24 protein-coding genes and 1 pseudogene are annotated in these 25,699 nt (G+C 49.1%); 20 read left to right on the top strand and 5 right to left on the bottom strand.

Annotated features, from left to right (window positions below; genetic code table 11):
* Nucleotides 1–32 precede the first annotated feature (32 nt).
* The 6 genes and pseudogenes from ssuD to A7975_RS28765 form a co-directional block, all read left to right on the top strand.
* Nucleotides 33–1,229 (top strand): FMNH2-dependent alkanesulfonate monooxygenase, encoded by a 1,197-nt coding sequence (gene ssuD / locus A7975_RS28795; protein WP_065387419.1) that lies wholly within the window; start codon nucleotides 33–35, stop codon nucleotides 1,227–1,229.
* A 13-nt stretch (nucleotides 1,230–1,242) separates the two neighbouring features.
* On the top strand, nucleotides 1,243–2,337 hold the full coding sequence (gene sfnG / locus A7975_RS28790) for a dimethylsulfone monooxygenase SfnG (RefSeq protein ID WP_065387418.1): 1,095 nt from the start codon (nucleotides 1,243–1,245) through the stop codon (nucleotides 2,335–2,337).
* 132 nt (nucleotides 2,338–2,469) lie between these two features.
* Nucleotides 2,470–3,942: an APC family permease gene (locus A7975_RS28785; protein WP_065387417.1), complete on the top strand. Its 1,473-nt coding sequence runs from the start codon at nucleotides 2,470–2,472 to the stop codon at nucleotides 3,940–3,942.
* 35 nt (nucleotides 3,943–3,977) lie between these two features.
* Complete coding sequence (locus tag A7975_RS28780) at nucleotides 3,978–5,177, top strand: acyl-CoA dehydrogenase family protein (RefSeq protein WP_065387416.1); 1,200 nt, start codon at nucleotides 3,978–3,980, stop codon at nucleotides 5,175–5,177.
* A 21-nt stretch (nucleotides 5,178–5,198) separates the two neighbouring features.
* A complete protein-coding gene (locus A7975_RS28775) occupies nucleotides 5,199–6,374 on the top strand; it encodes an acyl-CoA dehydrogenase family protein (RefSeq protein ID WP_065387415.1) in 1,176 nt (391 codons plus the stop codon).
* Nucleotides 6,375–6,902: 528 nt separating this feature from the next.
* A pseudogene (locus tag A7975_RS28765) lies at nucleotides 6,903–7,280 on the top strand (adenylosuccinate synthetase); the annotation flags it as partial.
* Between the two features lie 679 nt (nucleotides 7,281–7,959).
* Here A7975_RS28765 and A7975_RS28760 read toward each other — a convergent pair.
* Nucleotides 7,960–8,511, bottom strand: coding sequence for a hypothetical protein (locus tag A7975_RS28760; protein WP_053372115.1), 552 nt, complete (start codon nucleotides 8,509–8,511; stop codon nucleotides 7,960–7,962).
* An 88-nt stretch (nucleotides 8,512–8,599) separates the two neighbouring features.
* Between A7975_RS28760 and rbsK the strand changes: the two genes are divergently transcribed.
* The 3 genes from rbsK to A7975_RS28745 all read left to right on the top strand — a co-directional run bounded on the left by rbsK (nucleotide 8,600) and on the right by A7975_RS28745 (nucleotide 10,902).
* Nucleotides 8,600–9,523: a ribokinase gene (gene rbsK, locus A7975_RS28755; protein WP_065387412.1), complete on the top strand. Its 924-nt coding sequence runs from the start codon at nucleotides 8,600–8,602 to the stop codon at nucleotides 9,521–9,523.
* Between the two features lie 84 nt (nucleotides 9,524–9,607).
* Nucleotides 9,608–10,318 carry an MBL fold metallo-hydrolase gene (locus A7975_RS28750; protein ID WP_065387411.1) on the top strand — a complete coding sequence of 237 codons (711 nt, stop codon included), beginning with the start codon at nucleotides 9,608–9,610 and terminating at the stop codon, nucleotides 10,316–10,318.
* A gap of 20 nt (nucleotides 10,319–10,338) precedes the next feature.
* A complete protein-coding gene (locus tag A7975_RS28745) occupies nucleotides 10,339–10,902 on the top strand; it encodes a TetR/AcrR family transcriptional regulator (protein ID WP_053372113.1) in 564 nt (187 codons plus the stop codon).
* Nucleotides 10,903–10,976: 74 nt separating this feature from the next.
* Here the strand turns inward: A7975_RS28745 and A7975_RS28740 are convergent, their stop codons facing one another.
* Nucleotides 10,977–11,867 carry an ROK family protein gene (locus A7975_RS28740; RefSeq protein ID WP_065387410.1) on the bottom strand — a complete coding sequence of 297 codons (891 nt, stop codon included), beginning with the start codon at nucleotides 11,865–11,867 and terminating at the stop codon, nucleotides 10,977–10,979.
* A gap of 256 nt (nucleotides 11,868–12,123) precedes the next feature.
* On the opposite strand from A7975_RS28740, the gene A7975_RS28735 reads away from it, so the two are divergent.
* Together A7975_RS28735 and A7975_RS28730 are read left to right on the top strand one after the other, a co-directional pair.
* Nucleotides 12,124–13,362, top strand: a complete 1,239-nt coding sequence (locus A7975_RS28735) for an MFS transporter (RefSeq protein ID WP_065387409.1) — start codon at nucleotides 12,124–12,126, stop codon at nucleotides 13,360–13,362.
* A 108-nt stretch (nucleotides 13,363–13,470) separates the two neighbouring features.
* Nucleotides 13,471–14,133 (top strand): hypothetical protein, encoded by a 663-nt coding sequence (locus A7975_RS28730; protein ID WP_065387408.1) that lies wholly within the window; start codon nucleotides 13,471–13,473, stop codon nucleotides 14,131–14,133.
* Nucleotides 14,134–14,225: 92 nt separating this feature from the next.
* Here the strand turns inward: A7975_RS28730 and A7975_RS28725 are convergent, their stop codons facing one another.
* From A7975_RS28725 to A7975_RS28715, 3 genes are all read right to left on the bottom strand, one after another.
* A complete protein-coding gene (locus tag A7975_RS28725) occupies nucleotides 14,226–15,125 on the bottom strand; it encodes an ArsR/SmtB family transcription factor (protein ID WP_065387407.1) in 900 nt (299 codons plus the stop codon).
* 163 nt (nucleotides 15,126–15,288) lie between these two features.
* Complete coding sequence (locus tag A7975_RS28720) at nucleotides 15,289–15,516, bottom strand: hypothetical protein (RefSeq protein WP_053372108.1); 228 nt, start codon at nucleotides 15,514–15,516, stop codon at nucleotides 15,289–15,291.
* 141 nt (nucleotides 15,517–15,657) lie between these two features.
* Nucleotides 15,658–16,569, bottom strand: a complete 912-nt coding sequence (locus A7975_RS28715; RefSeq protein WP_065387406.1) for an AraC family transcriptional regulator — start codon at nucleotides 16,567–16,569, stop codon at nucleotides 15,658–15,660.
* Nucleotides 16,570–16,740: 171 nt separating this feature from the next.
* On the opposite strand from A7975_RS28715, the gene yicI reads away from it, so the two are divergent.
* From yicI to A7975_RS28670, 9 genes are all read left to right on the top strand, one after another.
* Nucleotides 16,741–19,062, top strand: a complete 2,322-nt coding sequence (gene yicI / locus A7975_RS28710) for an alpha-xylosidase (protein WP_065387405.1) — start codon at nucleotides 16,741–16,743, stop codon at nucleotides 19,060–19,062.
* A gap of 208 nt (nucleotides 19,063–19,270) precedes the next feature.
* Complete coding sequence (locus A7975_RS28705) at nucleotides 19,271–20,041, top strand: sugar phosphate isomerase/epimerase family protein (RefSeq protein ID WP_065387404.1); 771 nt, start codon at nucleotides 19,271–19,273, stop codon at nucleotides 20,039–20,041.
* Nucleotides 20,042–20,072: 31 nt separating this feature from the next.
* The gene (locus A7975_RS28700) at nucleotides 20,073–21,095 is read left to right on the top strand and encodes a Gfo/Idh/MocA family protein (RefSeq protein ID WP_053372104.1); all 1,023 of its coding nucleotides are present in this window, start codon (nucleotides 20,073–20,075) and stop codon (nucleotides 21,093–21,095) included.
* Between the two features lie 213 nt (nucleotides 21,096–21,308).
* On the top strand, nucleotides 21,309–21,629 hold the full coding sequence (locus A7975_RS28695) for a PadR family transcriptional regulator (RefSeq protein WP_053372103.1): 321 nt from the start codon (nucleotides 21,309–21,311) through the stop codon (nucleotides 21,627–21,629).
* The gene (locus A7975_RS28690; protein WP_053372102.1) at nucleotides 21,626–22,183 is read left to right on the top strand and encodes an HAAS signaling domain-containing protein; all 558 of its coding nucleotides are present in this window, start codon (nucleotides 21,626–21,628) and stop codon (nucleotides 22,181–22,183) included. Before A7975_RS28695 ends, A7975_RS28690 begins: the two co-directional genes overlap by 4 nt.
* The gene (locus A7975_RS28685) at nucleotides 22,180–23,016 is read left to right on the top strand and encodes a DUF4097 family beta strand repeat-containing protein (RefSeq protein WP_065387403.1); all 837 of its coding nucleotides are present in this window, start codon (nucleotides 22,180–22,182) and stop codon (nucleotides 23,014–23,016) included. Before A7975_RS28690 ends, A7975_RS28685 begins: the two co-directional genes overlap by 4 nt.
* Before the next feature lie 140 nt (nucleotides 23,017–23,156).
* Complete coding sequence (locus tag A7975_RS28680; protein WP_082198514.1) at nucleotides 23,157–23,846, top strand: peptidoglycan recognition protein family protein; 690 nt, start codon at nucleotides 23,157–23,159, stop codon at nucleotides 23,844–23,846.
* Nucleotides 23,847–24,081: 235 nt separating this feature from the next.
* Complete coding sequence (locus A7975_RS28675; protein WP_065387401.1) at nucleotides 24,082–24,924, top strand: CAP domain-containing protein; 843 nt, start codon at nucleotides 24,082–24,084, stop codon at nucleotides 24,922–24,924.
* Between the two features lie 122 nt (nucleotides 24,925–25,046).
* Complete coding sequence (locus A7975_RS28670; RefSeq protein ID WP_065387400.1) at nucleotides 25,047–25,685, top strand: 3D domain-containing protein; 639 nt, start codon at nucleotides 25,047–25,049, stop codon at nucleotides 25,683–25,685.
* The last annotated feature ends 14 nt before the right edge of the window (nucleotides 25,686–25,699 follow it).

Genomic DNA, 25,699 nt, shown 5'->3' with positions numbered 1-25,699 from the left:
AAGATAAAGAATAAACGAAAGGATGAGCATGAATGGAAATATTTTGGTTTATTCCAACGCATGGCGACGGTCGTTACATGGGTACAAGCGATGGAGCGAGGGCCGTCACCTACAATTATTGCAAACAGATTGCCCAAGCAGCGGACGAGCTCGGGTTTAACGGGGTACTGCTTCCGACGGGCAAATCCTGCGAGGATTCCTGGATCGTCGCCTCTACTCTTGTGCCTGCCACCGAGAGGCTTAAGTTTCTCGTTGCTGTAAGGCCGGGTTTAGTTCAGCCGACATTGGCGGCAAGAATGACAGCGACGCTGGACCGGTTCTCGAAAGGAAGACTTCTCATTAATGTCGTAGCAGGCGGTGATCCGGTGGAGCTTGCCGGCGACGGGCTGTTCTTGGACCATGATACGAGATATGAACTGACCGACGAGTTTCTGCATATTTGGCGCAAAGAGCTTGCGGGGGAGAGCGTCGATTACGAGGGAGAGCATTTGCACGTGCAAGGCGGAACGGTATTGTATCCGCCCGTTCAGAAGCCTTACCCGCCGCTTTACTTCGGTGGTTCGTCCGATGCGGCGATGGACGTCGCGGCGGACCATGTCGATGTTTATCTCACCTGGGGGGAGCCTCCTGACCTTGTTCGATGCAAGTTGGACAGAATGCGCGAATTGGCAGCAGCTAAAGGAAGAGTGCTGAAGTTCGGCATTCGGCTTCATCTTATAGTTCGGCGGACGGAAGAGGAAGCTTGGCAGGCAGCCGACGATCTCATTTCCCATCTGGATGAAGAAACGATCGCAAACGCGCAGCGTATTTTCGCCCGAATGGATTCGGAAGGGCAGAAGCGGATGAGCCAGCTTCATAACGGAGACCGCTCGCATCTCGTCATCAGCCCTAATCTGTGGGCAGGGATCGGATTGGTTCGCGGCGGAGCAGGAACGGCGCTTGTCGGCAGTCCTGAGCAAGTAGCCGAAAGGATTAACGAATATGCAGCGCTTGGAATCGACACATTCATCTTGTCAGGTTATCCGCATTTGGAGGAAGCATACCGTACGGCTGAGCTGCTATTCCCGCTGTTGCCTCTACGCAATCAGGAGAATCACGATGATCGATCATTCATCAGTCCGTTTGGTGAAATGATTGCCGGAAATGAGCTCCCGCCCGACAAGGGCAAGAAGCAGCAAGATGCTGTTAACGAAAAGGCAACAGTTTCTGGAGCGCATAAAAGCCAGTAAAGGAGGAGAAACGATGACAATTGATTTCGGATATTGGGCCCCCTTAGAGAAGGGTGGTTTGGTCGCAACAAAGCTGGAGCAGCGAACGAGCTGGTCGTTCGACGCCAATGTCAGCTACGCGAAAACGGCAGAGCGAGGCGGCTTTGCCCATATGCTGCTGCCAACCCGCTTTGTCGCCAGCAGCGACTCCGAAGATCAGTGGGAGGCACTTACCTTCGCCGCCGCGCTCGCTGTCAAGACGAATAAGCTCAGCCTTATCGTCGCTGTCGCTTCCGGCTTGTGGCCGCCCGCAATTGTAGCGAAAATGTTAACAACTATCGATCATTTGAGTGGCGGTCGAGCAGCGATCAACGTCGTAAGCGGTTGGCTCAAGGATGAGTATATTGCGCTTGGCCAACCTTGGCTGGACCATGACGAACGTTACCGTCGCTCGGAGGAATTCATACGCGTGCTGCGCGAGCTGTGGACAACGGATAAAGCGACGTTCGCGGGAGACTTTTACCGGCTGCGCGAGGCGCAGTTCAGCCCTCGACCGGTTCAGCGGCCCGGCCCGACAATTTTTCAAGGCGGAAATTCCAAGGCTGCGAAGCGAATGGCAGGACGGGTATCAGATTATTATTTCATGAATGGCAATACGCTTGAAGGATTGAAGAAGCAAATCGATGAAGTAACCGATTATGCGCAAGAACATCGTCGCACGGTGAAATTCGGGGTTAACGCCTTTGTAATTGTGCGGGAAACTGAGGCAGAGGCGAGGCAAGTGCTGCAGGATATAATAACGAATGCTGACAGTGCTGCATTGGAAGCGTTCCGTGAGCAGGTAAAGAATGCCGGACAAGCGACCTTGGACCGTGAAGGCATGTGGGCGAATTCATCCTTGGAGGATCTGATTCAATTCAACGACGGATTCAAAACCGGGCTGATCGGCACTGCCCAGCAGGTAGCCGAGCGCATTATCGCCTTAAAAGAGATAGGTGTGGATCTAGTGCTTACGGGCTTCCTTCATTATGACGAAGAGCTCGAGCTTTTCGGACAAACAGTCATTCCTCTTGTGAGGCGGCTGGAAGCGGCGGCACAGTCATTGAAGCAGCAGACGAGCGCAAATTGAAATAACTTTATACACGAAATAGACCGATCGGACAACCGAAGGCTCTCTTATCTCGAAACAGAGAAATAAAGGGAAGTCTTCTTTTTTATTCTTTACACTGCCCATCACTTATTATTGAGGAGGAGTTTTGAGATGAGTCATTCCGAATTAGCAGCACAGGTTGGAAGCAATGAGGGTGGAGGATCGAAGTTAACACCTAAGCGAAAGCTGAGTCTGTTTGATACAATTGGCTCTACGTTGGCACAAATGGCGCCAGCGGCAGCTATTTATTACGGCCTTCCAGTCATCTTCATGGCAACAGGCATCGGCTCGCCGCTGACGATTTTAATCTCAGCAATCGCGATTATTTTCGTAGGGCTGAGCCTTACACGATTTTCCACCAAACATCCTTCGAGTGGTTCCTTAATCAAATATATCGGGATGACGTTCGGACCCTTGACGGGAACGGCTTCGGCCATCGTATTTCTCGTTGGAACGGTCTTTCTGGCGGGTTCAGCATTCCTTGAATTAGGGGGATGGATAGCCGATTCGTTATCGTTGTATAACATTCACGTCCACTGGGCGGTTCCGACCCTCATTCTCGGCTTAGTTATTTGGGGATTAACGATTATAGGAATTGACCGCTCGACGAAAATAGCGACGATTGCTCTCGTGATCGAAGTCGTCGTGCTAGCGGGAGTTTCCATTTACGTGCTTATTGATCCACCGGCCGGCTTATCACTTGAACCGTTCGCTGCATCATCCGTCACGGGCGGCTTGGCTGGTATTGGGCTCGGCTTCCCGCTTGCGATCTATTTGTTTATCGGGTTTGAAAATTCGGCTGCGCTTGCCGAGGAATCGGACAATCCAAAGCGCAATACGAAGCGTGCTGTTCTGATCAGCATCGCCCTAATGACGGCGTTCTATCTGCTGGTCAGCTACGCGGTCGTAACGGGCTTTGGCAACGATAACAGCGCGCTCGTTAAAAGCTCGAACCCTTTCATCGATGTCGCGAACCAATATCTAGGACGCTTCTCCTTCCTTGCGATTATCGCGGGCTTCACGAGCATTGTCGGCATGACGATTGCCTGCCTGAACGGCTTCTCCCGGGTTGCTTTTAACTCCGCTCGCGATGGCGTCATTCCAGCGAAGCTCAGCTTTATCTCCAAGTATCAGACGCCGGCAGCGACCCTTTCCCTGCTTAGCGGCCTTGGTATCGCGGCCGCTCTGCTATTTGGTTTTTCGGGAGAAACATGGGTGACGGGTTTTGGTTATTTGGGAACGATTGGGACCATTCCGCTTTTAATTATTTATGCTTTGCTTAATTTAGCTGTCATTTTCTATCCGAATAAAGAGTTGACGCTTGTTCAGCGTTACGTGCTGCCGATACTTGGCGTCATTAGCATTGGGCTCCCGATTTGGGCGCTGGTTCAGCCTGGACAACCGAAACCTTTCAGCTACTTCCCTTGGATTATTTTTGGCGTCGTCGCAGCGAGTCTAATCTATGCCTGGTTCAAGCTTAAAAGCGATCCATCGATTAAGCAGCGCATCGGAGCAGTCGCGACGGAAGCGTCCGAACTGGCCGAGTCGGCCGATTACCATTCGAACAAAGCGACGGCGCTTTAATCGGCAGCCGCTGCAACCAAGGAGGTTAAAAAAAGATGACAGCTTATACAAAATCAGCCCATGATTCGCATGAGCAAACAGCGGCACATATTCGTCGCATTGTAGATGAAAGGATTAGACCAAATGCGGAACGGATCGATGAAGAAGGCCGTTTTCCAAAAGAAAATTTGCAGGCATTGGCGGATGAAGGCTGGAACAGCATCCTCATTCCAAAGGAATACGATGGTCTTGGACTGGATTATACGGCGTTTTCCTTGGCTGCTGAGGAAATTGGCAAAGGCTGCCCTTCGACCTCGCTCATTTATGTCATGCATGTCGGCGCGGCGCAAACGGTGGCCTATTACGGAACCGAGGATCAGAAGCAGCGCTGGCTGAAGCCCGTTCGCAAAGGGGCGATCGCGACGCATTCGATGAGTGAGAAAGCGACCGGCGGTCATACCTGGTTCAACTTGAGTCAAGCGAAGCGGGACGGGTTAGATTATGTCCTGGATTTGGAAAAGTCGTTTACGACGAGCGGCGGGCACGCGGACTTTTATGTGCTTCAGACCCAAACACCAGGCGCGCAAAAGCCGAGTGACTTGAGCTATTTCATCGTGGACGGCAAAGATCCAGGCATTTCCGCGGGGCCTTGGGAAGCTCTTGGCGTACGCGGCAATCAAAGCGGACCGCTCAAGCTTGACAATGTGAAGGTTCCTAGAGAGGATTTGCTCCTCGGCGAAAATAAAGCGGTCGAAATCGCCCTCAACGGTGTCGACCCGCTGTATCTGCTTGGCATCGGATCGGCTTGGATCGGCGTGGCGCAGGAGGCACTTGCGATCGCGATAAACCGCGTGAAACGGACGATCCACAGCGATTTTAACAAGAGCCTCGCCGACTATCAGGTGATTCGCCAGCAACTGGCTAATGCAAAAATCTCACTAAGTGCTTTGAAGCCGTGGCAGCTCTCGCTTGCTGAGAAGTATAACCGGTATGAGGCGGAAGGCAGGCTGCTCGGCGAGCTGTGGTATGAGGGGACCGAGTTCAAAATCCATGCCACGGAAATTGCGAATCAAGTCGTATCTACCGCAATGGACGTTACAGGCGGCTATGGGTATAAGAAAGGTGTAGTCGAACGGTTGTACCGCGATGTTCGCGCAGGATTGGTGCTTGCGCCTTCCAATCATTTGGCGCGCGAGTTGGTTGGTAAAGATTTAGTCGGTTTGCCACCAGAGCTATTCACTGCCGGGGGCGAATAGTGACAAAAGGAGGGAAAGGACATGGGGGTTGCCATTGAACCGATTTATTTAACTGTGGCGGCTGAGCTGGCAGAACGGTTTCGAGAGGACGCCGTCCAGCGTGACAAGGAAGGCGGCACGCCAAAGATACAGCGCGATTGGATACGCGAAAGCGGCCTGCTTAAGCTGCTCATTCCAGAGGAATATGGCGGAGACGGAGGGCGGTGGTCGGACGTTCTTAAGGTCGTGAGGGAATTTTCTCGGTCTGACGCAGCGCTTGCCCATTTGTATGGCTATCATTTTCTATGCATGGTCGCACCTCACTTGGCCGGAACCGAGGAGCAGAAGCGCTATTTTTACGAATTGACGGCTAGACATCATTATTTCTGGGGAAATTCCTCAAACCCGCTTGAGAAGTCAATCATCGGTAAACATACAACGAGGGGGGTAGTGGTCAACGGCTCCAAATCGTTCAGCTCAGGCTCTCCGGATTCGGATCTGCTCGCTATTTCTTGGAATGATGAAGAGACCGGTGAGTATTACGAAGGCATCATTCCAACCTCTCGCGAAGGAGTCCGTATCGTGGATGATTGGGATAATATGGGCCAAAGACAGACAGGGAGCGGGACGGTTGTATTCGCAAATGTTTGGGTAAAGCCGAATGAAATATTAGAAAGGCCTTATTCTGGCCAAACTGTATTTTCTACCATTATTCCGCTGCTGTCTCAAAGTATTCTTGCAAGTATCTTTATCGGCAGCGCAGCAGGTGCGCTCGAAGAAGCAAGAGCTTATACGAAAACGCATGCGAAGCCCTGGTATACATCGGGAGTTGAGCAGGCTTCCGCTGAACCGTCTACGATTGCACGTTACGGCGATCTGTGGACGGATTACCAGTCAGCACTAAGCCTGGTCGAGAAAGCGGATCGTGAGCTTGATTACATCTGGAGCAAAGATATTGATCTAACCGAAAAGGAGCGAGGCGAATGCGCCGTCTTGATCGCTGCTGCTAACGTGAAGGCGGGAAAAACGGCACTCGACATTACGAACCGGATTTTCGAAGTGATGGGAGCAAGGGCTACTTCATCCAAATACGGCTTTGATCGATTTTGGCGCAACGTGCGAACCCATACCTTGCACAACCCTACTGAATTCAAGCTGCGCAGTGTCGGAAACTGGTATTTGAACGGCGTATCTCCGCTGCCTGGATTTTATTCCTAGAGGTTAAGTACATGGAAGGCTTGAATCTGTAGGTAAACCACGATCTTTCTATCGACAAAAATGGCCAAATGGAAGAAGTTCCTTCCTATTGGCCATTTTAGTTTATCAAATTTTTCTGTCAGCTATTGTGATAAGGTCAATTAGCGGCAAGCTCTCGACGCTACGGGAGCAGCTCGAGAAACCGTTTGGCAGCCGCGGAAATCGGAACACCTCGCAGCGTAGCGATGCCAACGCATCGAGCGGGAGTAGGCGGGTGCAGCGGGATTTCAATAAGCTCGCCTGAAGCTAGCGCATCTGCAACTTATGCGCGAATGAGAAAGGCGAGACCGAAGTCGCTTCTTGCGAATTGAGCAAGCAGATCGAGGCTGCCCACCTCAAGCTCGGGGACGAGCTTAACCCCATGCGACTCGGCATGCTCTTCAAGAAAAGGCGAGTGCTGCTCCCTTTTTCCAATAACAGCAGCGGATGCTCGCCAATAGTTTCAAACCGTATGGGCTGCTGGTCTTGGCTGTCCAATAAAAGACGCGAACGACGGGAAGGCCGCGCCGGATGGGCTGGTTTGATGCGGTGGCAACTCGTTATGGCTGCATGCTCCAGGGCGCTACGGAGGTTGCTCTGACCAACCTCGACGTGCTTGGCTACTTAGAGGAAATACCGGTATGTGCTGCATATGAGCTGGACGGTCAAATCGTAAAGGAGCACTTCCCGGTTACGGCAAAGCTTGATTCGGCAAAGCCAGTACTAGAGCGGCTTCCAGGCTGGAAATGCGATATTTCTCACGTGCGCAGCCTTGAGCAATTGCCGGAGGCGGCGCAGCAATATGTTAGGTTCGTAGAAGAAGCCGTCGGCGTAAGGGTCGGAAGCGTATCTGTAGGTCCAAGCCGAGAACTGTTGATCACTAGATAAGCGCGGGCAAGTAATGGAAAAGAGGCTGTCCCAAAGCCTTATCTTGGTTTGTTTTCGCCCACAGTTGAAGTGCGGATCATAAAAGCTAAGCTTCCAACTTCACTTTCAAGGTGAGGTCGGGGGCTTTTTCAATTGATAGTTGAGACCTTCTTCTTCCGTATTTCGGTTTTGTGTCAGACTTTGTTTTCATGTTTGTTGGAATGGAATAATGCGCATGGATCAGTCCGGACGAAGAAGGTTTTCTTCTTTCTAATGTATTGCAACACATGAATGTGTAATGAGCGGACTGAAGTTCCGTTATATTTGCGTTTTGACCATTTTGCTGTAAGAAGCGGACAGGAGATCCGTTATCTCCATTTAAACGAGGTTAAAATTGGTTTTTTGAGTGAATAGCGGAACCTGAGTCCGCGAACGCCACCATAATCGTTGTATTAGAAAAATAAAGGATTCTCTGTCCGCTGAAGCTCTCTTTTCCACCACCGCCCTCATGCCTGATTAGTTGCAAGCGAAGATTTTGGAAGAGCCTATCACTTAGCAGCGTCTCTTTCGCTTGCTCTTCATTTACTCGATTTGGCTGCTATAGCTAAAAATAGAAAGATGGCGGTACAGGAGTAGTCCCTGCACCGCCAATTCATGTTTTCTTTACTTTTGATCAAAGCGAAATATTTCTCTAGCGAGTTTAGTACTTTTGAACCTGCTCCTTTTTCTTGCGCGGCCACAGCGTATAGCTGAAGCTGATAAGAAAATCAATGCCGAGCACGAGTGACCAGAGACGAAGCGTATGAAATAAAGCTACTGTTCGTGCTTCATCTCCAACCATCCTAATCATGACGTACAAGATGATGGAACCGATTGCCCATGCTAATAGATGATGCAGCCATCCATTCCTTTCATATCTTGCATGCTCAGCGCCGAATTTCGGCTTTCCGGCTGGGGCGGGTCCGCCAGCGAAGCGGTGAGCGAACCGTTCATCGGCCCATTTGATCATGCGATGCCCAAAAGCGATGGAAACACCAATATAGACAGCTGCCAGACTGTGGGCGAACGTGGCTTCAGCGCCGCCGCGCAGATCATAGACGGTTGCGATCACGAGCGCCAAATCGATTAGAGGTGTAGCCAATAGGAAGAGGGTGCCTAACAGTTTCAATTTAAAAATATAGCGGAATAATAGACCGGCAAGCACAAATACCCAAAAACCAATTTCACAGCCAATGATAAAAGCGGTAATCATGTCAACATCTGCTCCTTCTGTTAAAATAGTTTCATGCTTGAACATTGCGAATGGGATAACGCGAACATTGGAAGGGATTGAATCATTGATGAAAAAATTGCTTGTCGTTGGAAGCATTAATATGGATATCGTCAGCAATGTGAAAAACTTCCCGTTGCCGGGAGAAACGATACCTAGCACAGATACTTCTTTTTTTCCAGGCGGCAAGGGTGCCAATCAGGCGGTTGCGGCAGCTCGGGCTGGCGGAAACTGCGCCATGGTCGGCGCCGTAGGCGAGGATCCTTTTGCGGAGACGTTGATTAATGCCTTGCAAAATAATGGAATTGCCACAGATCAAGTATTACGGAAAAAAGGGACTTCTGGTTTCGCCATTATTACGGTAAACGAAGAAGGCGAGAACCATATTATTTTATCCGAGGGGGCGAACGGGCAGTTAACGTCAGACGATGTGGCAGCAAGCGTTGGCAATTGGTCTAATGTATATGCGGTGCTGCTCCAAAATGAGATCCCATGGGAAACAAATTTGTCCGTTATGACCAGCGCAAGCGGCAGCGGCGTCCATGTGTTTTATAATCCGGCTCCTGCAAGACCGATTCCAGAGCATGTATTCCCGCTCATACATACCCTTATCATTAACGAAACTGAGGCGGCTGTCATCTCTGGCCTCGCGGTAAGCGATCCGTCTACGGCAGCGGAAGCTGCAACGTGGATTTTGGCAAAAGGAACGAAAAATGTCATCATTACGCTAGGCGAGAAGGGCTGTTTTTATCAAAATGCACAGGGCGAATCAGCAACAATCCCTGCTTTCCGGGTGAAGCCGGTCGATACGACGGCTGCAGGCGATACGTTTTTTGGCGCCTATACGGCCGCAAGCGCAAATGGCTTGCCGGTTGAGAAGGCTTTAACGTTTGCCGCTGCGGCAGCGGCACTTGCAGTTACGAAGGCAGGCGCTCAATCCTCGATTCCAGGCAAAGCGGAAATTGAAGCTTTTCTCCTAAGCGAAAAGAAATAATAAATTTGGGCTTGCAAAAACTAATGCCATTAGTTTATTATAAAACTAACGGTATTAGTTTTTATTTCGAGGAGGCCGATTAGGATGAGAATGATTCGTGAGAAAACTGTTGTACAGCTGACCTATTTGCCAAATGTGTTTCCGGTTAATTGCTACTTGGTTGAGGAGGAAGACGGCTTGACGCTTGTGGACGCAGCGCTGCCTAATAACGTGAAGGCTATTCTTCAAGCAGCCGATCAGCTGGGTAAACCCATTAAACGAATTGTGCTGACGCATGCTCATGATGATCATATCGGCGCCCTCGATGGGTTAAAGGAACAGCTTCCGAAAGCGCAGGTCTACATTTCCAAAAGGGATGCTAAGCTGCTCGAGGGAGACCGTTCACTTGAGAAAGGCGAGCCGAACACTCCGATTCGCGGCGGCGTACCGAAGAAGGTGCGCACGAAGCCGGATGTTCTTTTGCAGGAGGGAGATCGGATTGGCTCCTTGCTTGCCGTAGCAGCGCCGGGCCATACGCCAGGCTCGATGGCGTTTCTTGATACGAGAAACGATATTTTGATCGTTGGAGATGCTTTCCAAACCCGTGCAGGTGTAGCGGTATCTGGTCAAATGAAGCTGCTGTTTCCTTTTCCGGCAATGGCAACGTGGGATAAGCATACAAGCCTTGAGACCGCGCGTCGACTTAGGGATTTAAAGCCTTCGCTGCTTGCGGCGGGACATGGTAATATGGTGCCTCAGCCGCAGCGGTTGATTGAAAAAGCGATAAATGTGGCGGAACGGTCTTTGGCAAAATAGAAGCTTAAGGGGGGATGGCCTTGTCGCCTAGAAGAGGACTGGATTTGCTTACTATCGTAGAGGAAGCAGCAGCGATAGCGGATGAGCATGGCATACAGGAAGTGACGTTGGCATCGCTTGCGCAAAAGCTCGGCGTTCGTTCACCTTCATTATACAATCATGTGAGCGGCTTGAATGGATTGCGCATCGAGCTTGCCGTATACGGCTTGAAGAAGCTCAACATAGCTATCAGCGAAGCGTTAAAGGATAAGACGGGCGATGAAGCCATACATGCTATAGCTGCGGCTTATATCGCTTTTGCAAGGAAGCATCCAGGATTATATGAGCTGACACTGCGCTCACCGGACGCCGATGAAGCGGAGTATGTTGCAGTCGCGCAGCAAGTGGTTGACCTGCTTGTGAATACGCTAAGCTATTACAAGCTGGACCACGACCAGTCGATACACATCGTGCGGGGCTTTCGCAGCTTTTTGCACGGCTTTGCCTCGATTGAGCAGAAGGGCGGCTTTGGGATGCCCCACGCAATTGATGAAAGCTTAAAGATAACGATACAGACGTATTTGAACGGGCTTCGCCAGATTTAACGGGATCGGCGTGCTATTTAAGAGAAGGGCAGTCCTTTAAGGTTTAACCACCTTGAAGGACTGCCCTTTTATTTTTAGTACGTTTGCTGGATCAATGCGGCAGCGCCGATCAGGCCTGCGTCCTGCTGAAGCAAAGCGGGAACGATTGCCGCTTCTCTTCCCGAAGGGTTAAGCGCATTTTTGGAGACATAATCTCTTACCGCTGCAAATAACGGCTCGCCAACCTGTGAAACGCCGCCGCCGATGACGATTTTGTTCGGATCAAGGATGTTGATGAGCGAGACGCAGCCCATGCCGATTGAAGTAAACACGCGGTTTACCAGCTCGGACATTTGCGGGTCACCCTGCGCGGCCAGCTCGAAGGCTTCCTTGGAGGAAACTTCACGGCCAAGCAGCTCCGTCGCTTGACGGGCAACAGCTGTGCCGGAAGCAACCACTTCCCAAGGCGTGCCAGCTTGATCCACGAGCATAAAGCCTGCGTCGCCGGCATTGCCTGTTGATCCGGTGAGCAGCTTGCCGTGCATAAAGATGCCTGCGCCAATTCCGGTGCTTATCGTAATAAAGATGAAATGCTCCGAATCCTTCGCCGCTCCGATCCATTTCTCGGCAAGCGCAGCTGCGGTAGCGTCATTCTCCATTTTGATAGGTAGTGGCAAATGTGCTTTAAGAGCTTCTACGACAGGGAAGCCCCACCAGCTTTTTAAGTTTGGCGGGCATGTTAGCTCGCCTTTTTGCGTGTTGAGCGGGCCGGGAGCGCCAACGCCAACGCCTTTTAACGTCTCAATCGAAAGCCCGTTTTGCTCAGCCAGCTGCTTGACCGCGTCTGCGACTCTCGCAAGCATGACGTCCGGCGCGACTGTAAGATCGGTTTTGAGCGAGCCTTTGGCAATTACGTCTCCTTGCTCATCTACAAATCCAAATGCTATTTTTGTTCCGCCAATATCGATTCCGATTGCTATACTCACTTAAATACCCTCCAATAATGTGAAAAATGGCTTTAACCGTTTGAGAAAAAGTCTATCATACTAGCGGAATATAAGGAAGAACCGCCCGGAAGAACGCTCAGCGGACGCGGCCAAATCTACCTGTAACTTATGCTGTACAAAAAGAGAGGAGTGTAGTAATATCCAATCAAATGAAGTGCAAGAGAGAGGATCCTTTGCGGCGCAAGGGGTCCTCTGACCGTTTACAACCTACATAAAGAAGAAGGTAGCCACCCACATGAAACCCGAGGCCAAAGCAAGCTCACGCATGTTGAAATTCGGAATGCCTATGAGCGCTAACGTATGGCGAAACGCCCGTATCGATCTTGGCGCATCCTGTTTGTTCAGCTTATTTAACGTCGTTTTGAATCAGTTTTACATGGCATTCGCGATTCAACAGGGCGCTACCAATTTTCAGGTAGGATTATTGGCGGCCGCACCCGCGGTTGGCTTATTATTTTCACCCTTCTGGGCCAGTTGGATTGAGAAAGCGAATAATCCAAAGCCATTCGTCATCATTCCTAATGCGATCGGAAGACTGCTTTTGCTGCTGCCAGCCTTTTTTGCTTATCCATCCGTGTATGTAGCTGCGGCGCTCCTGTTTCAACTATTAATGGGCATCCAGGCTCCGGCGTATGCGGCGCTCGTATCCCGTATGTATCCTTCGGACTTGCGGGGCAGATTAATGGGTTATGTACGTGTGGCTATGGGGATCATCATGATTCCGCTCGCTTATTTTGTCGGAAGCTGGTCAGATGCGTTTGGCCCTTCTGGCCCGCTTATCGCGGCTTCTATTGCAGGCGTACTCTCAATTGGTTTGTTTAACACGATCAAGCTGCCCGAGCATAAGGCAGAGATAAAGCCGGCTATATTAAAAAAGAGCCGTTTTCCGCTGCAGGAGCAATGGAAGCTCGTTAAGGAAAATCGAACGCTTGCCGTTTTTTTAGCAGCTACTACATTTGCAGGCTTTGGCAATATGCTTGCGAATCCTCTCTATCAAATTATTCAAGTCGATGTGCTGGAGCTGTCCAACATAGAAATCGGTTATGCGCGCGTCGCTTATTTTACAGCGCTGCTGCTTACCTTTTGGCTAGCGGGCTGGATGATCGATCGGATCGATATTAAATATACGCTGTTATGCGGCATTGCCGCTTATGCGATTGTACCGATGCTTTACGGATTATGGGGCAGCTATGCTGCGGTTATTACGGGTAATGCGATTCAAGGGGTCGGGGAAGCGATTTGGGACATCGGCATCTTAGCTTTTGTTTTCCGATTGGCGCCAGGCCGCGAGGCGATGGTGTTCGGGCTGCATTTGATGCTGTTCGGGTTTCGCGGCACGATTGGACCTATTCTCAGCTCGTCACTCTCAACGAGCGTATCTTTCTCGGTTCTGCTCATTATCGCTTCCATTTGCGGCTGGATCGGCACGCTTCTGTTTGTAACGGGCAACTGGAAGAGGCGATCGCCCGTCTAGCAATCTTAATCTCTGATTTAGTTTTCGTTCATCTCTTGTTCATAATCGAATGCTAGTATTCAGTATGAACATAAGGAATATGGACCATATTCATAGGAGATGAACGATATGAACAAATGGAAAGTAATGCTTAGCGCGGTTGTAATCGCTGCGGCTCTAGCGGGCTGCGGGGTGCAGGAGGAGCAGACATCGGCTGAAACGAAAGCAGATTCGCCGGGAGAAGTGCAGCAAAATGGATCAAACGGCAGCACGCAGCCAAAGGGCTCCGGAGCAGGCATGAGGCAGATGGGCGCTCAAGCGGATCTGATGGGAAAAGTGAAGTCGATTAATGGGCAAACGATAACGCTCTTTAAATCAGCGATGGGACAAGGCGGTCCTCCGCAAGGAGACGGTGCGGGCGGCGAGGGACAGCAGCCGCCGGCGGATGGTGAACAGCCAGCGAGTGGTGAGCGACCGCAAGCTCCCGCTGGGGATGGAACGGCGCCCGAAGGCGGCGGACGAGGTATGGGCGCCATGTTCACGGACGAGACGGTAGATGTCGAGGTTACGGATGCGACCAAAATAGTCTCAGTCACGTTCGAGAACGAACAAATGGTAGAGAAGGATGTCGCGCTTGCGGATCTCAAGGCAGATGATATTTTGTCCATTATGCTTAAGGATGATTCACAAGAGGCGGAGTCGATCACGATTCGCACCGGCGGCTTTGGCGGTTTCGGAGGCGGAGGCGGCGGAAGACAGCCGCAGCAAGAGCAGACAACCGCAACAAAATAGAAGAGCCATGAACAATGAATCGGCAGCAACAAAGAAGGAGATGCGCAAATGCGTGCATCTCCTTCTTTTGCGTTTTCACCATCAATAAGCGACTAATAAGCGACGTACACCTGAATATCCTGGTCATAATTGCCGAACTGCTTGCCGAACATACTTAATCCGCCGCTATGTGTAGCAGTTTCGGGTGCGCATATCCGGAAGCGGATATCTTCTCCATAACCTATGGCAAGATCCTCCACGGTCCGATCAGACATCCGAATGCCGTCGATGTAAGAGCCTTCCGAGTCGACAGTGATCTGCTTAAGCAAGCCATGCTGCGTTCCGAGCTCCCACCAAGCCGGGGTGTATACGCCTCTAACGGCGCCAAAGTCACCCGGGCAGGTCCATACGCCTAAGCAGCTATCATTCAAATAAAAGGATAGGTCAGACGGCCAATTTTCATTGTAGTGCGGTGCTTCCGAGCATATCTCAAGTGAGATGGAAATGCTTCTTACGCTTTGTTTGCCAACCAAATAATTGGGGATGCGGTATTCGATATAGCCGCTGCCAAACCATAGATGGCATGCTTTCACATGCTCGGGATCTGAGAAGTAACGCGGGTCGTCAACCATTCCGATAATTTTTGTATCTGACGAGAGTCCGCAGGTCGGCTTAACCTCATAAGAGGAGTATTGTCCGATCGGAATCGATACGGCATACCGATTTTGATCCTTTTTCTCCTTTACGCGGAACTGCAGCGTTGCTGATTCCAGCGTCAGATGGCATATTTTCTGGCGTCCTCTCGTGCTTGGAACGCTCTCCGTCGTTACAATTAAAGCCTCCTCAAGCTTCTGTATATGCTTGGTCACGATAGCCGAGGAGATGCCGAGCGCTTCTGCCAATTCCTTAATATTCATGGGCTTGATATTCAGAAGCTCAATGATTTTGATTCTTGTGTCCGATGCAAAACATTCAAGAAATTTTATGTTATGGCTGGTAACCTCAATATTCATGGAAACGCCTCATTCCGTTCGGTTTGCTCCTATTATATAATCTAAAAGTTAAGTAGACAACTTTAAAGTTTACTATTATTCAAAACATAAAAAGGGTGTCCCGCAAAAGTCTGTTTAGACTTATACGGGACACCCTATTTGAGTGTATATGCTGTTTATAGGATTAATAAAGAGAAATGGTTAGAGTGTCGCGTTCAAAATAAGAATGAAGCGTAGCCTCACTGCCTACGATCTCTACGCTAATTAATGATTTAATACACGTTTTTAATGCGTTTTTGCCTGTCGTCAGCTTGCGATTCAGTACAGCGGTCAGCTTTTCAATGGCTTGTTTATTCGTATCGGTTAAATAGACAGGTATCGTTTTATTTTGGAACATCAGCATCGTTTTCATAAGTATGGACCTCCATCCCGCGAAGGATTTTTTTTATAGTGTAACTGACAATTATTAAATAATTCTTAAAATTCGGTGAGTATTTGGTTACAAAGCTGTAACTTTTGGCAAAAAGTCATATAAATGCGCCTTTTTTGCTAACTATAGTCTGCGTTCCAACGTTTCTAGCTGCTTTTTGCGGAACTGCGAAGGTGTACATTTCATCATTTTGCGAAATACTTTAACGAAATAACTAATATGATCGAATCCGACATCCAGCGCTACGGCCGATATCTTAAGCTCGGATCTGAGCAGCAGCTCGGTCGCTTGCCTAATCCGATAGGCATTCAAATACTCAATAGGCGTTTGCCTGGTCATCGTCTTGAAAAATCGGCAAAATTGTCCCTCGCTCATCGGAATCTGATCGGCGATTTCTGCGATTCGGATGGGACGGTGGAAGTTTTGCTGCATATATTCGATGGCCTTCTTCAGCCTGTCAATCTTAGTTGAGTCAGACATGCTTGTTTCGCTGCGGTTGCAGCAGGCTCCGACCGCTGCGATCTCGTGGAGCATTAAATAGAAGCGGCCCTTCACCGCCGTCTCAAGACCGGGGGGCTGGCTCTCATAAACGTTCATGATGCTTTGCAAATGATGAAGCAGCGCACGCTCCCAATCCGTCTTCGGCTGAATATGTCTCGGAAACGTTCGTTTCTTATCTTGAAGCGGTGAGATGTAGCGTTCCTGCACGGCATCAAAGCTTGCGCTCGCAAGCAAATGCGTATCGAACACAATGGCGCAAAACGAACATGCTTTATCGCCAAGAGCATGTCCGGCATGAATGTCGCCGCCATCAATGTAGACCGCCTCGCCAGCCCGGACAGGAAAATAATCGGTATCTACCTGAAACAGCACTTCGCCCTCAAGCACATAAAAAAATTCAGCCTCGGCATGCCAGTGACAATCCAGGACGGGGACACCGGCTTCATGATGTTCAATCCAATAGGCTGCAAGCGGGAACATATTGTCACCGTGTAGACGGTCTTCCTTTAATGAATGACGTGTTGTTTGATCCATTTTGCAAGGGCCTCCTGTGTTTGATTCATGATGAATAGCATCTGAAGAGGCATATCGTCAGAATAGTGCTATAGATGAGCATGATTTTGTTAGATTTGTGCGATTAACTATCAGTATAATGCAATTATATAAGAAAGCAAATAAAACAAAACAGGAAGGTTGGTTCAGTCCATGAAATTTACAGACGGCAACTGGCTCATTCGTGATGAATACAAAGTATTAGGAGCAGTACAGGTCCATGATTTTGAGCAAAAGGAAGGAAAACTGACGGCTTACGCCTCTCCGCAGCCAATCGTAACGCGCTCTAATATGCTGGATACGATGCTGTTAACGGTTCATTTTCATTCTCCGCTGCCAGGCATTATCGGCGTGAAGCTCGTGCATAACGCGGGAGTAGTGAAACGCGGTCCGGCATTCGAGTTATCCTCGCAAACCGGCGATCATGTCATTATTGAAGAAAACGATGAAGAAGCCGTTCTAACAAGCGGCAATTTGAGCGTTCATATCCGTAAAGGCCCGGTATGGGCAGTCGATTTCTACCGCGGCGGCGAACGCATTACGGGCAGCACGCAAAAATCGATGGCTTACATTAAAGAAGACAATGGCAACACGTTTATGCGCGAGGAACTGGATGTTGGCGTTGGCGAGTGGGTGTATGGCTTAGGCGAGCGTTTTACGCCATTCGTTAAAAACGGCCAGGTCGTTGATCTTTGGAACAAGGACGGAGGCACAAGCTCCGAGCAATCCTACAAAAACGTACCTTTCTACATCACGAACAAAGGCTACGGCGTATTCGTCAATCACCCGGAGCTCGTTTCGTTTGAGATCGCTTCCGAGAAAGTGAAGAAGGTACAATTCAGCGTTACGGGCGAATCGCTCGAATATTTTATTATCGACGGTCCAAGCATGAAGGATGTGCTTAACAAATATACCGATCTGACAGGCAAGCCATCGCTGCCGCCGGCATGGACGTTTGGTCTATGGCTGACGACGTCATTCACGACAAACTATGACGAAGCGACGGTTAATTCCTTCGTTGACGGCATGGCTGAGCGCGATCTGCCGCTGCATGTGTTCCATTTTGACTGCTTCTGGATGCGCGAATTCCACTGGACGGATTTCAAATGGGATGAGCGTGTTTTCCCGGACCCAGTCGGTATGCTTGCCCGTTTGAAAGCGAAAGGACTCAAAATTTGCGTTTGGATTAATCCTTATATCGCGCAGCGCTCGCGCTTGTTCGAGGAAGGCAGACAAAACGGCTATTTAGTGAAGAAAGCAAACGGAGACGTATGGCAGTGGGATTTGTGGCAGCCGGGCATGGCGCTAGTTGATTTCACGAACCCAGCGGCTTGCGAGTGGTACGCGAGCTACCTGCGCGATCTTGTAGACATGGGCGTAGACAGCTTCAAAACGGATTTCGGCGAGCGTATCCCAACGGATGTCGTTTATTCAGACGGCTCGGATCCGATGAAAATGCATAACTATTACACGCAGCTTTATAATAAAGTGGTGTTTGAAGTGCTGGAGGAGAAGCTAGGCAAAAACGAAGCGGCTTTGTTCGCGCGTTCCGCTACTGCCGGCGGTCAAAAATTCCCTGTTCACTGGGGCGGAGATTGTTATGCCGATTACGAGTCGATGGCGGAAAGCCTTCGCGGCGGCTTGTCGCTGGGCATCTCAGGCTTTGGCTTCTGGAGCCACGACATTGGCGGATTTGAAAATACGGCGCCTGAGCATGTATTTAAGCGTTGGCTCGCTTTTGGCTTGCTTTCGAGCCACAGCCGCCTGCATGGAAGCAAATCATACCGGGTGCCTTGGGCATATGATACCGAAGCGGTTGACGTAACACGCTTCTTCACGAAGCTGAAATGCCGCATTATGCCTTATTTATTTAATACGGCTGTTCAAGCAACCGAGCTTGGTTTGCCTTCGATGCGCGCCATGGTGCTTGAATTCCCGGAAGATCCGACAAGTGAAATTCTTGATCGTCAGTATATGCTGGGCGACTCCTTGCTCGTAGCTCCAATCTTTAATGAGCAAGGCAACGTGACTTATTATTTGCCAGCGGGCAAATGGACGCATCTGCTGTCCGGCGAAATCGTAGAGGGCGGATCATGGCGCAAGGAGAACTATGATTTCTTCAGCCTTCCGTTATTTGTACGCCCGAACTCGATTATTGCGCTAGGGGCAAATGATGTTCGTCCAGATTACGACTATGCGGACGGCGTATGCCTAGAGCTGCACAACCTTGAGGATGGCAAAGCGGCATCTACGATCGTTCGTGATGTAAAAGGCGCGACTGAACTTACGGTAACGGCAAGCCGCCAAGGCGGAGCGATCTCCGTCAAAGTCGATGGAAGCGGCAAACCATTCTCAATCGCGCTCAAAGGACTTGGAGACATCGTCTCATTAGAAGGTGCGGAAGCTGAGATAAATGGCAATACGGCTAAACTATCACCTAGCGCTAAGCAATTGGCGTTCACGATTAATATTTAAGGAAGGGGAGAGCAGCTCTGTCACGGCTCTATGCTGACGATATCGGAGCTGCTCTTCTTTTTTTAGCCCGTAAAACAAGCATTGACCAAAATCGCATAAGAAAAGGCTAATAAAACAACTGTTTTTCGTATGAAACTGTCGATATAATGAAAGGCGTAAAGCAAAATCAGATATATCAAAAATAACAAATATAAGGAGTGCAGCTCACATGACAAGAATGAATGTTGGTTTGCAGTTGTACACATTACGCGACGCTACGGCGCAGGATTTTGAAGGCACGCTTCGCAAAGTTGCCGCAATGGGCTATGAAGGCGTTGAATTTGCCGGCTACGGAGATATCAAAGCAGAAGCGATGCGCGATTTGCTTCAAGAACTAAACTTGAAAGCAATCGGAAGCCACATCGGCTTGCATCTTCTTGAAGGCAACCTTGAAGAGGAAATCGCTTATCTTCAAACGATCGGCGCAAAATATGCGATCTGCCCTTGGCTTCCAGCCGACGCTCGCGATACGGAAGCATGGCGCGGCCATCTCGTCAAATTTGAAGAGTATGGAAAGCGTTTCCGTGAAGCAGGCATTACTTTCGCTTACCACAACCATGAATTTGAATTTGAAGTGGAAATCGACGGTCAAATCGTATTCGATGCATTGTACGAGCGCATTGCTCCACAATACTTGCAGGTTGAAATGGATATCGGCTGGGTGCAATATTCCGGCGTAGATCCGCTTGCTTACATCGCAAAATACGCTGGTCGTTTGCCGCTTCTTCATTTGAAAGATTTCCGCGGCGGCGAGAAAGGCCAGCAAATCGATACGGTTGAGCTAGGCCGCGGCGATTTGCCGCTTCTGCCAATCATTGAGGCTGCTTCGCAAGCATCCGTTGAATGGATTATCGTTGAGCAGGATACATGCGCGAACCCGCCTCTTGAGGCCGTGGCAGAAAGCATGGAATGGTTGAAATCCAATTTTTTAAACAAATAAATTAATCTAGAATAGGCAGGGGAAAATCATTATGTCAAAAGTTCGCGTAGCAGTTGTAGGTTGCGGTTCTATTTCTAAATATCGCCACATTCCGGAATATGCAGCTCATGAAAATGTTGAGCTTGTAGCTTTCGTAGATCCGATTATCGAGCGTGCTGAGCATTACGCTAATCTGCATGGCGGCAAAGCTTTTGCGGATTTTGAAACCATGCTTGCAGAAATTAAACCGGATGCGGTAAGCGTATGTACGCCAAACGCGCTTCACGCGCCTATGTCCATTACTGCAGCTAACGCTGGCGCTCACGTGCTTGTTGAGAAGCCGATGGCTGTTACAGACGAAGAAGCGGAAGCGATGATCGAAGCTGCTAAGAAAAACGGCGTTCATTTGATGGTTGGCCACAACCAACGTTTCATGCCGCCGCATGTTAAAGCTAAGCAAGTGCTGCAATCAGGCATCCTTGGCAAAGTACTTACATTCCGCACATCGTTCGGCCACCCAGGACCGGATGGCTGGAGCATCGACGGCGCGAACAGCTGGTTCTTCCGCAAGCCGGAAGCGATTATGGGCGCAATGGGCGACCTTGGCGTTCACAAATCCGATCTTATCCGCTGGATGCTTGACGATGAAGTTTCCGAGGTTGCTGGTTTTGTTGGCACGCTTGACAAAAAAGGCACGGAAGTTGATGATAACGCATCCTGCTTGCTTCGCATGAAGAGCGGCGCAATCGGCACCCTTGTAGCAAGCTGGACTTACTACAAAGGCGAAGACAACAGCACGATTCTATGGTGCGAGAACGGCGTTATGAAAATCGGCACGCACCCTGACGATCAAGTGATCGTTGAACTGCGCAACGGTACGGTTGAGAAGCATAAAGTAGGCGCAATCTCGACTAACGACAAGCAAGAGACTAGCGGTGTTGTTGATGCTTTCTTGGAAAGCATTCTAACGAACACTACGCCTGCTGTAAGCGGCGAAGACGGCCGTGCATCCTTGAAAGTTATTTTGTGCGCATTCGAATCACAAGCGACTGGCAAGTTTATCAGCGTAAACTAATTTTTATCGATACCTCCGAGAGGCTGGCGAGAGCCGGCAGCCCGGAGGTATTATTTTTTACACACTATCTTGTATTGCAGAATAGTATGTGGTAAATTATACAAAACAGCGAATTCGCGCACGATGCTATACTATAATAGTGAATAGTGAGTTATGCTTCATAGTGGAGCAGATGAGGCAGGATAACTTGAATTCACTAATGGAGGACAAGAAATGAACATTCAGTTTAAAAAGGGCGTGCTTGAAGTATGCGTGCTTGTTCTGGCTACAAGAGGGGATCGCTACGGCTATGAGCTGGCAGTTAAAATATCCGAGAAATTCGAAGTAGCAGTTGGCAGCGTCTATCCGCTTCTTAGCAGATTGACACAGGATGGCTACTTCTCTACTTATTTGAAGGAATCAACCGAAGGGCCTCCGCGAAAGTATTATCATTTGACACCGGAAGGCTGGAGCCATATGCGCCAGCTGATCGCGGAGTGGGAAAATTTCACAAGAGCCGTAAATGAAATCGTAGAGGAAGGACTAAAGCCATGACGACAAGAGATCGATATATGATGGAGCTAGAGAGCATGCTTTATAAAATACCGGAGCCGCAGCGCAAAGAGTGGCTGTATGATTATTATATCCATTTCCAGCAAGCGGTGGAAAATGGCCAGAGCGAAGAGGATGCGGCCCGCGAGCTGGGAGATCCAAAAATCATTGCAAACGAGCTGCTGCTTGGCTACCGGGTAGGCCAGGCCGAGACGAATAACAGCTTCGGCAAGCTGTCCCGTGCGGTGTTTGCGACGGTAAGCCTGGGACTATTCAACATTATTTTCATATTAGGCCCTTACTTGGCGCTAGCTGCTGTATTAATCTCATTATGGGCTACCGCTGCTGCACTCGGGATTGCAGGCGTAGGAATCGTCGTAGAGAGCATATGGAACGGGACGTTTACACTTCCTCAGGCTTTGACGCTAGGTTTGATAACGACCTCGCTTACGATCTTGCTCATCATCGGCTTGAAGGCTCTAACGGCTTCCTTCTATAAGATGACTTTAAAATATTTGAAATTCAACACAAGAATCGTAAAGGGGAATAACAAATGAAGAAGCTAGCAGCTTTCGCTTTAATTATGCTGGGCGTTGGGGTGCTCTGTGCATTTTTTGTTTTTGGCAAAAACGATTTGACGAAGTTTAAAGGTGATCCCTATTTGCTGGAAAAGACGGTTGATGCCTCATCTCTTAAATCGATTTATGCGAAGACGGATACGTTCAGCGTGAATTTTGTACGTGGCACCTCGGATGATATTCAATTGCGGCTCGAAGGCAATGCCAGTGCCCAATATAAAGATAAAATAGTGCTAAAAGCAGATCAGAAGGGCGATACGCTTTATATTGAAGGCAACACCAAAAACAGCTTCACCTTCGGCATCTCGATTATTAATTTAAAGCTGACGATAGAACTTCCAGAGAAGGTGTGGGATACCGTCGATATCAATACGGACACCGGCAATATTACGATTGAGCAGATGGAAGCGGAAAACTTAAAGTTGAAACTCGACACCGGTAATTTGAAAGTGTCTAACTACAGCTTTAAAGAAATCCTGTTTGATACGGACACCGGCAACGTTACCTTTACGGATGGCGTAGGCAGTATCAAGGGCGAAACGGATACCGGCAATATACGCATAGAAAATGATGAGCTTCACGGTGATATTGCTTTGGAATCGGACACCGGCAATGTGACCATTAATGTAGACAAACAACCGCAATCAGCTGCTATACACATTCAGAAGGACGTAGGAAGCAGCAAGGTTGAATGGGCGGGCTTTACCGATACCAATGACTCCAAAAGTATTATAGAAGGAAAAATCGGAAACGGAGATATTCAGATTGCTATTAAGTCTGATGTAGGCAACGTGAAGCTCGGCAGCAGATAACGAGCAGACAGCGCCTATCCGCATTTATAGGAAGCAAGCTACGGGTAGTAACCGCAGCTTGCTTTTTTGCTTGTCTGCCGTTTCGGGCCCATTGCGCACCGCATATGCTATTGCAATGAGTTTACAGAAAGGGAGTGAACATGATGGCTGTTGAACGCAAATACTTCCGTAGATTCACGTTTGCTGAGTATGTGGATTACTTAAAGCCATTCGTATCACAGGTAAAATTCTCGCAGGTCCATGTGCATGGCACATGGAAGCCGACGATAGCTGATTATCGCAAGGCGAGCGATAAAATGAAGATCATACAGGCGATGTGGCGTTTTCATGCGGTCACGCAAAATTGGGGCGACATCGCGCAGCACGCGACCATAGATCCGGACGGTTATATCTGGGAGGGACGCTCCTTGCTCGAAGCGCCAGCTTCGGCGGTCGGCTACAACGACCCGGATAACGATCGCATCCATCCGTTTATGTTCGAAATGATCGGAAATTTTGATGTCGGCGCTGAAAAGCTTGAAGGTGCTCAATTGGCTACAGCCGTTAAGCTTACAAGCAGCATAATGACGATGTGGAAGCTGCCGGAAGCTCAAATTAAATTTCACCGTGAAATGAACCCGGGCAAATCTTGTCCAGGAAGCTCGGTTAACAAAACATCCTTCCTAGAGCTTGTTCGTGATTGGAGGAATGTTGACATGAGTCCAGCGGACGCGAACAAAATTATCTCTAATTGGTTGTCGCCTGCATGGTTTGCCGCCAGCTCCAAAGCGGAGCGCGACGAGATACATCGACTGGCAAATGAGCTGCGAAAAGCAAGCGGTCAACTCTAAAAAACAGCTAAAAACGGTCATTAGCATATTCTCATAAAGCAGTAATGGTGCTGTTTTGCAAGCTATTTTTCGTCTATATCCAGTTTTTGTGTCATGAAACAGCCAAAACCCCATGGTAAGATAAGTGGCGTCAGGAAGAACAACACGCAAACAAAACGAACGTGCAGCTGATAAACAGCTCAGCCCGCAGTCGTTGAGTTTAAAAAAACTTATCTTATTATAGGAGGAATTATTCATGAAGATGCAACCAATACGTGTAGGTGTCGCAGGCATACTAGCAGCAACAGTAATCGGCGCAGGCGTAGGTTTTACGGCTCCAACGGCAGGTGCAGCACCGGCTGTGAAAACATACTCCACCTTTCAGAACTGCCCTGTTGGCATTAACACGATTAACCCAGATATGATTAAACAGATCGCAGATAAATATGGCATAGATCTTAGCAAGCTGCTAAATGGCGGTACGATTCAATTCCCGACTGGCGGAGCTAATGGAAATACAGGCACAACTAATCCGGGAACTGGTACAGGCACAGTAACAAAACCTGGCACTGGTTCGGGTACGGTAACAAAACCTGGTACAGGCACTGGCACAGTTACGAAGCCTAGCACAGGTACAGGCAGCGGCTCTGGTACAACAACGAAGCCAGGAACAGGTACTACAACTAATCCAGGCACTTCAACTGGAGGCAACACTGGAAGTGGTACTACGACAGGCACATTCCAAACTCAAGTATTTGACCTAGTTAACCAAGAACGTGCGAAAGCTGGATTGTCGGCTTTGAAATCAGATGCTTTGCTTACGAAAGTAGCGACAGAGAAAGCAAGAGATATGGATGTAAACAACTACTTCAGCCATACTTCGCCGACTTACGGCTCGCCTTTTGATATGATGCATACTTTCGGAGTAACTTATTCCTATGCCGGCGAGAACATTGCTTCCGGTCAAAGATCGCCGCAAGAGGTTATGACCGCATGGATGAATAGCGCTGGTCACCGCGCGAACATTCTAAGCCCTAACTTCACGAAAATCGGCGTAGGATATGTGAACGGCGAGTGGGTCCAAGAGTTTACTGGTTAATGAATGCTGACGCATGAACAAACGGCCAATGTTAAGGGCGCTTGTCGCCCTTAACCATTTTTTTTACAATAACGCTACCGAGGTTGGGAAACGTCGGAAGAGCACAGGAGGATTTACCCCCAATGATTAAAAAACGTACATTAGCAGCAGCAGTAATCGGATTATCCGTCATGATGGCGGCAGGCACGGTTAACGCGGCATCAAAAACACATACATCGACAGACAATGATACATTCTGGAAGCTTTCCAAGCAATATAGCGTACCCTTGGATACTTTGATGGAAGCGAATCCAAAAATCGACCCGCTTAATTTATATAAAGGCTTGAAGGTTAACATCCCAACCACAGAAGCAGATACGGCTAAGAAATCAGAAACGGTGGCTGCCGCTGCCGCTGATTCATCGAAAACGGTCAAAGCCATGAATGGTAAAGAATACGCTTACTCCAAAGCTTTGCTTGTACAAGCTACTGCTTACACATCAGCAGCATCGGAAAATGGCAAATGGGGAGCAGTCGACTATTTTGGCGATAAGCTTAAAGTAGGAACAATTGCGGTTGATCCTAAAATGATTCCGCTAGGAACGAAGCTTTATGTTACCGGCTATGATTATAACGGTTTGCCGCAGGGCGGTATGGTTGCAACGGCAACCGATATCGGAGGCTCCATTAAAGGCAACCGTATCGATATATTTGTTCCAGGCGTTTCAAGCCAAGCCATGTCATTTGGCATTCAAAACGTAAAAGTGTTCGTTTTAGAATAGATGGTTGAACAAAA

It is taken from the genome of Bacillus sp. FJAT-26390 (assembly GCF_001682865.1).
In the GTDB taxonomy this organism is placed as follows: Bacteria; Bacillota; Bacilli; order Paenibacillales; family Paenibacillaceae; genus Pristimantibacillus.
The sequence above is the reverse complement of the archived record's forward strand: the minus strand, read 5'-3'. Positions and strand labels throughout refer to the sequence as shown.

Bases quoted from the DNA above. Each gene is read 5' to 3' on its own strand.
- ssuD (WP_065387419.1), top strand. From the start codon at position 33: ATGGAAATATTTTGGTTTATTCCAACGCATGGCGACGGTCGTTACATG.
- sfnG (WP_065387418.1), top strand. From the start codon at position 1,243: ATGACAATTGATTTCGGATATTGGGCCCCCTTAGAGAAGGGTGGTTTG.
- A7975_RS28785 (WP_065387417.1), top strand. From the start codon at position 2,470: ATGAGTCATTCCGAATTAGCAGCACAGGTTGGAAGCAATGAGGGTGGA.
- A7975_RS28780 (WP_065387416.1), top strand. From the start codon at position 3,978: ATGACAGCTTATACAAAATCAGCCCATGATTCGCATGAGCAAACAGCG.
- A7975_RS28775 (WP_065387415.1), top strand. From the start codon at position 5,199: ATGGGGGTTGCCATTGAACCGATTTATTTAACTGTGGCGGCTGAGCTG.
- A7975_RS28760 (WP_053372115.1), bottom strand. From the start codon at position 8,511: ATGATTACCGCTTTTATCATTGGCTGTGAAATTGGTTTTTGGGTATTT.
- rbsK (WP_065387412.1), top strand. From the start codon at position 8,600: ATGAAAAAATTGCTTGTCGTTGGAAGCATTAATATGGATATCGTCAGC.
- A7975_RS28750 (WP_065387411.1), top strand. From the start codon at position 9,608: ATGAGAATGATTCGTGAGAAAACTGTTGTACAGCTGACCTATTTGCCA.
- A7975_RS28735 (WP_065387409.1), top strand. From the start codon at position 12,124: ATGAAACCCGAGGCCAAAGCAAGCTCACGCATGTTGAAATTCGGAATG.
- A7975_RS28730 (WP_065387408.1), top strand. From the start codon at position 13,471: ATGAACAAATGGAAAGTAATGCTTAGCGCGGTTGTAATCGCTGCGGCT.
- A7975_RS28725 (WP_065387407.1), bottom strand. From the start codon at position 15,125: ATGAATATTGAGGTTACCAGCCATAACATAAAATTTCTTGAATGTTTT.
- A7975_RS28720 (WP_053372108.1), bottom strand. From the start codon at position 15,516: ATGAAAACGATGCTGATGTTCCAAAATAAAACGATACCTGTCTATTTA.
- A7975_RS28715 (WP_065387406.1), bottom strand. From the start codon at position 16,569: ATGGATCAAACAACACGTCATTCATTAAAGGAAGACCGTCTACACGGT.
- yicI (WP_065387405.1), top strand. From the start codon at position 16,741: ATGAAATTTACAGACGGCAACTGGCTCATTCGTGATGAATACAAAGTA.
- A7975_RS28705 (WP_065387404.1), top strand. From the start codon at position 19,271: ATGACAAGAATGAATGTTGGTTTGCAGTTGTACACATTACGCGACGCT.
- A7975_RS28700 (WP_053372104.1), top strand. From the start codon at position 20,073: ATGTCAAAAGTTCGCGTAGCAGTTGTAGGTTGCGGTTCTATTTCTAAA.
- A7975_RS28695 (WP_053372103.1), top strand. From the start codon at position 21,309: ATGAACATTCAGTTTAAAAAGGGCGTGCTTGAAGTATGCGTGCTTGTT.
- A7975_RS28690 (WP_053372102.1), top strand. From the start codon at position 21,626: ATGACGACAAGAGATCGATATATGATGGAGCTAGAGAGCATGCTTTAT.
- A7975_RS28685 (WP_065387403.1), top strand. From the start codon at position 22,180: ATGAAGAAGCTAGCAGCTTTCGCTTTAATTATGCTGGGCGTTGGGGTG.
- A7975_RS28680 (WP_082198514.1), top strand. From the start codon at position 23,157: ATGATGGCTGTTGAACGCAAATACTTCCGTAGATTCACGTTTGCTGAG.
- A7975_RS28675 (WP_065387401.1), top strand. From the start codon at position 24,082: ATGAAGATGCAACCAATACGTGTAGGTGTCGCAGGCATACTAGCAGCA.
- A7975_RS28670 (WP_065387400.1), top strand. From the start codon at position 25,047: ATGATTAAAAAACGTACATTAGCAGCAGCAGTAATCGGATTATCCGTC.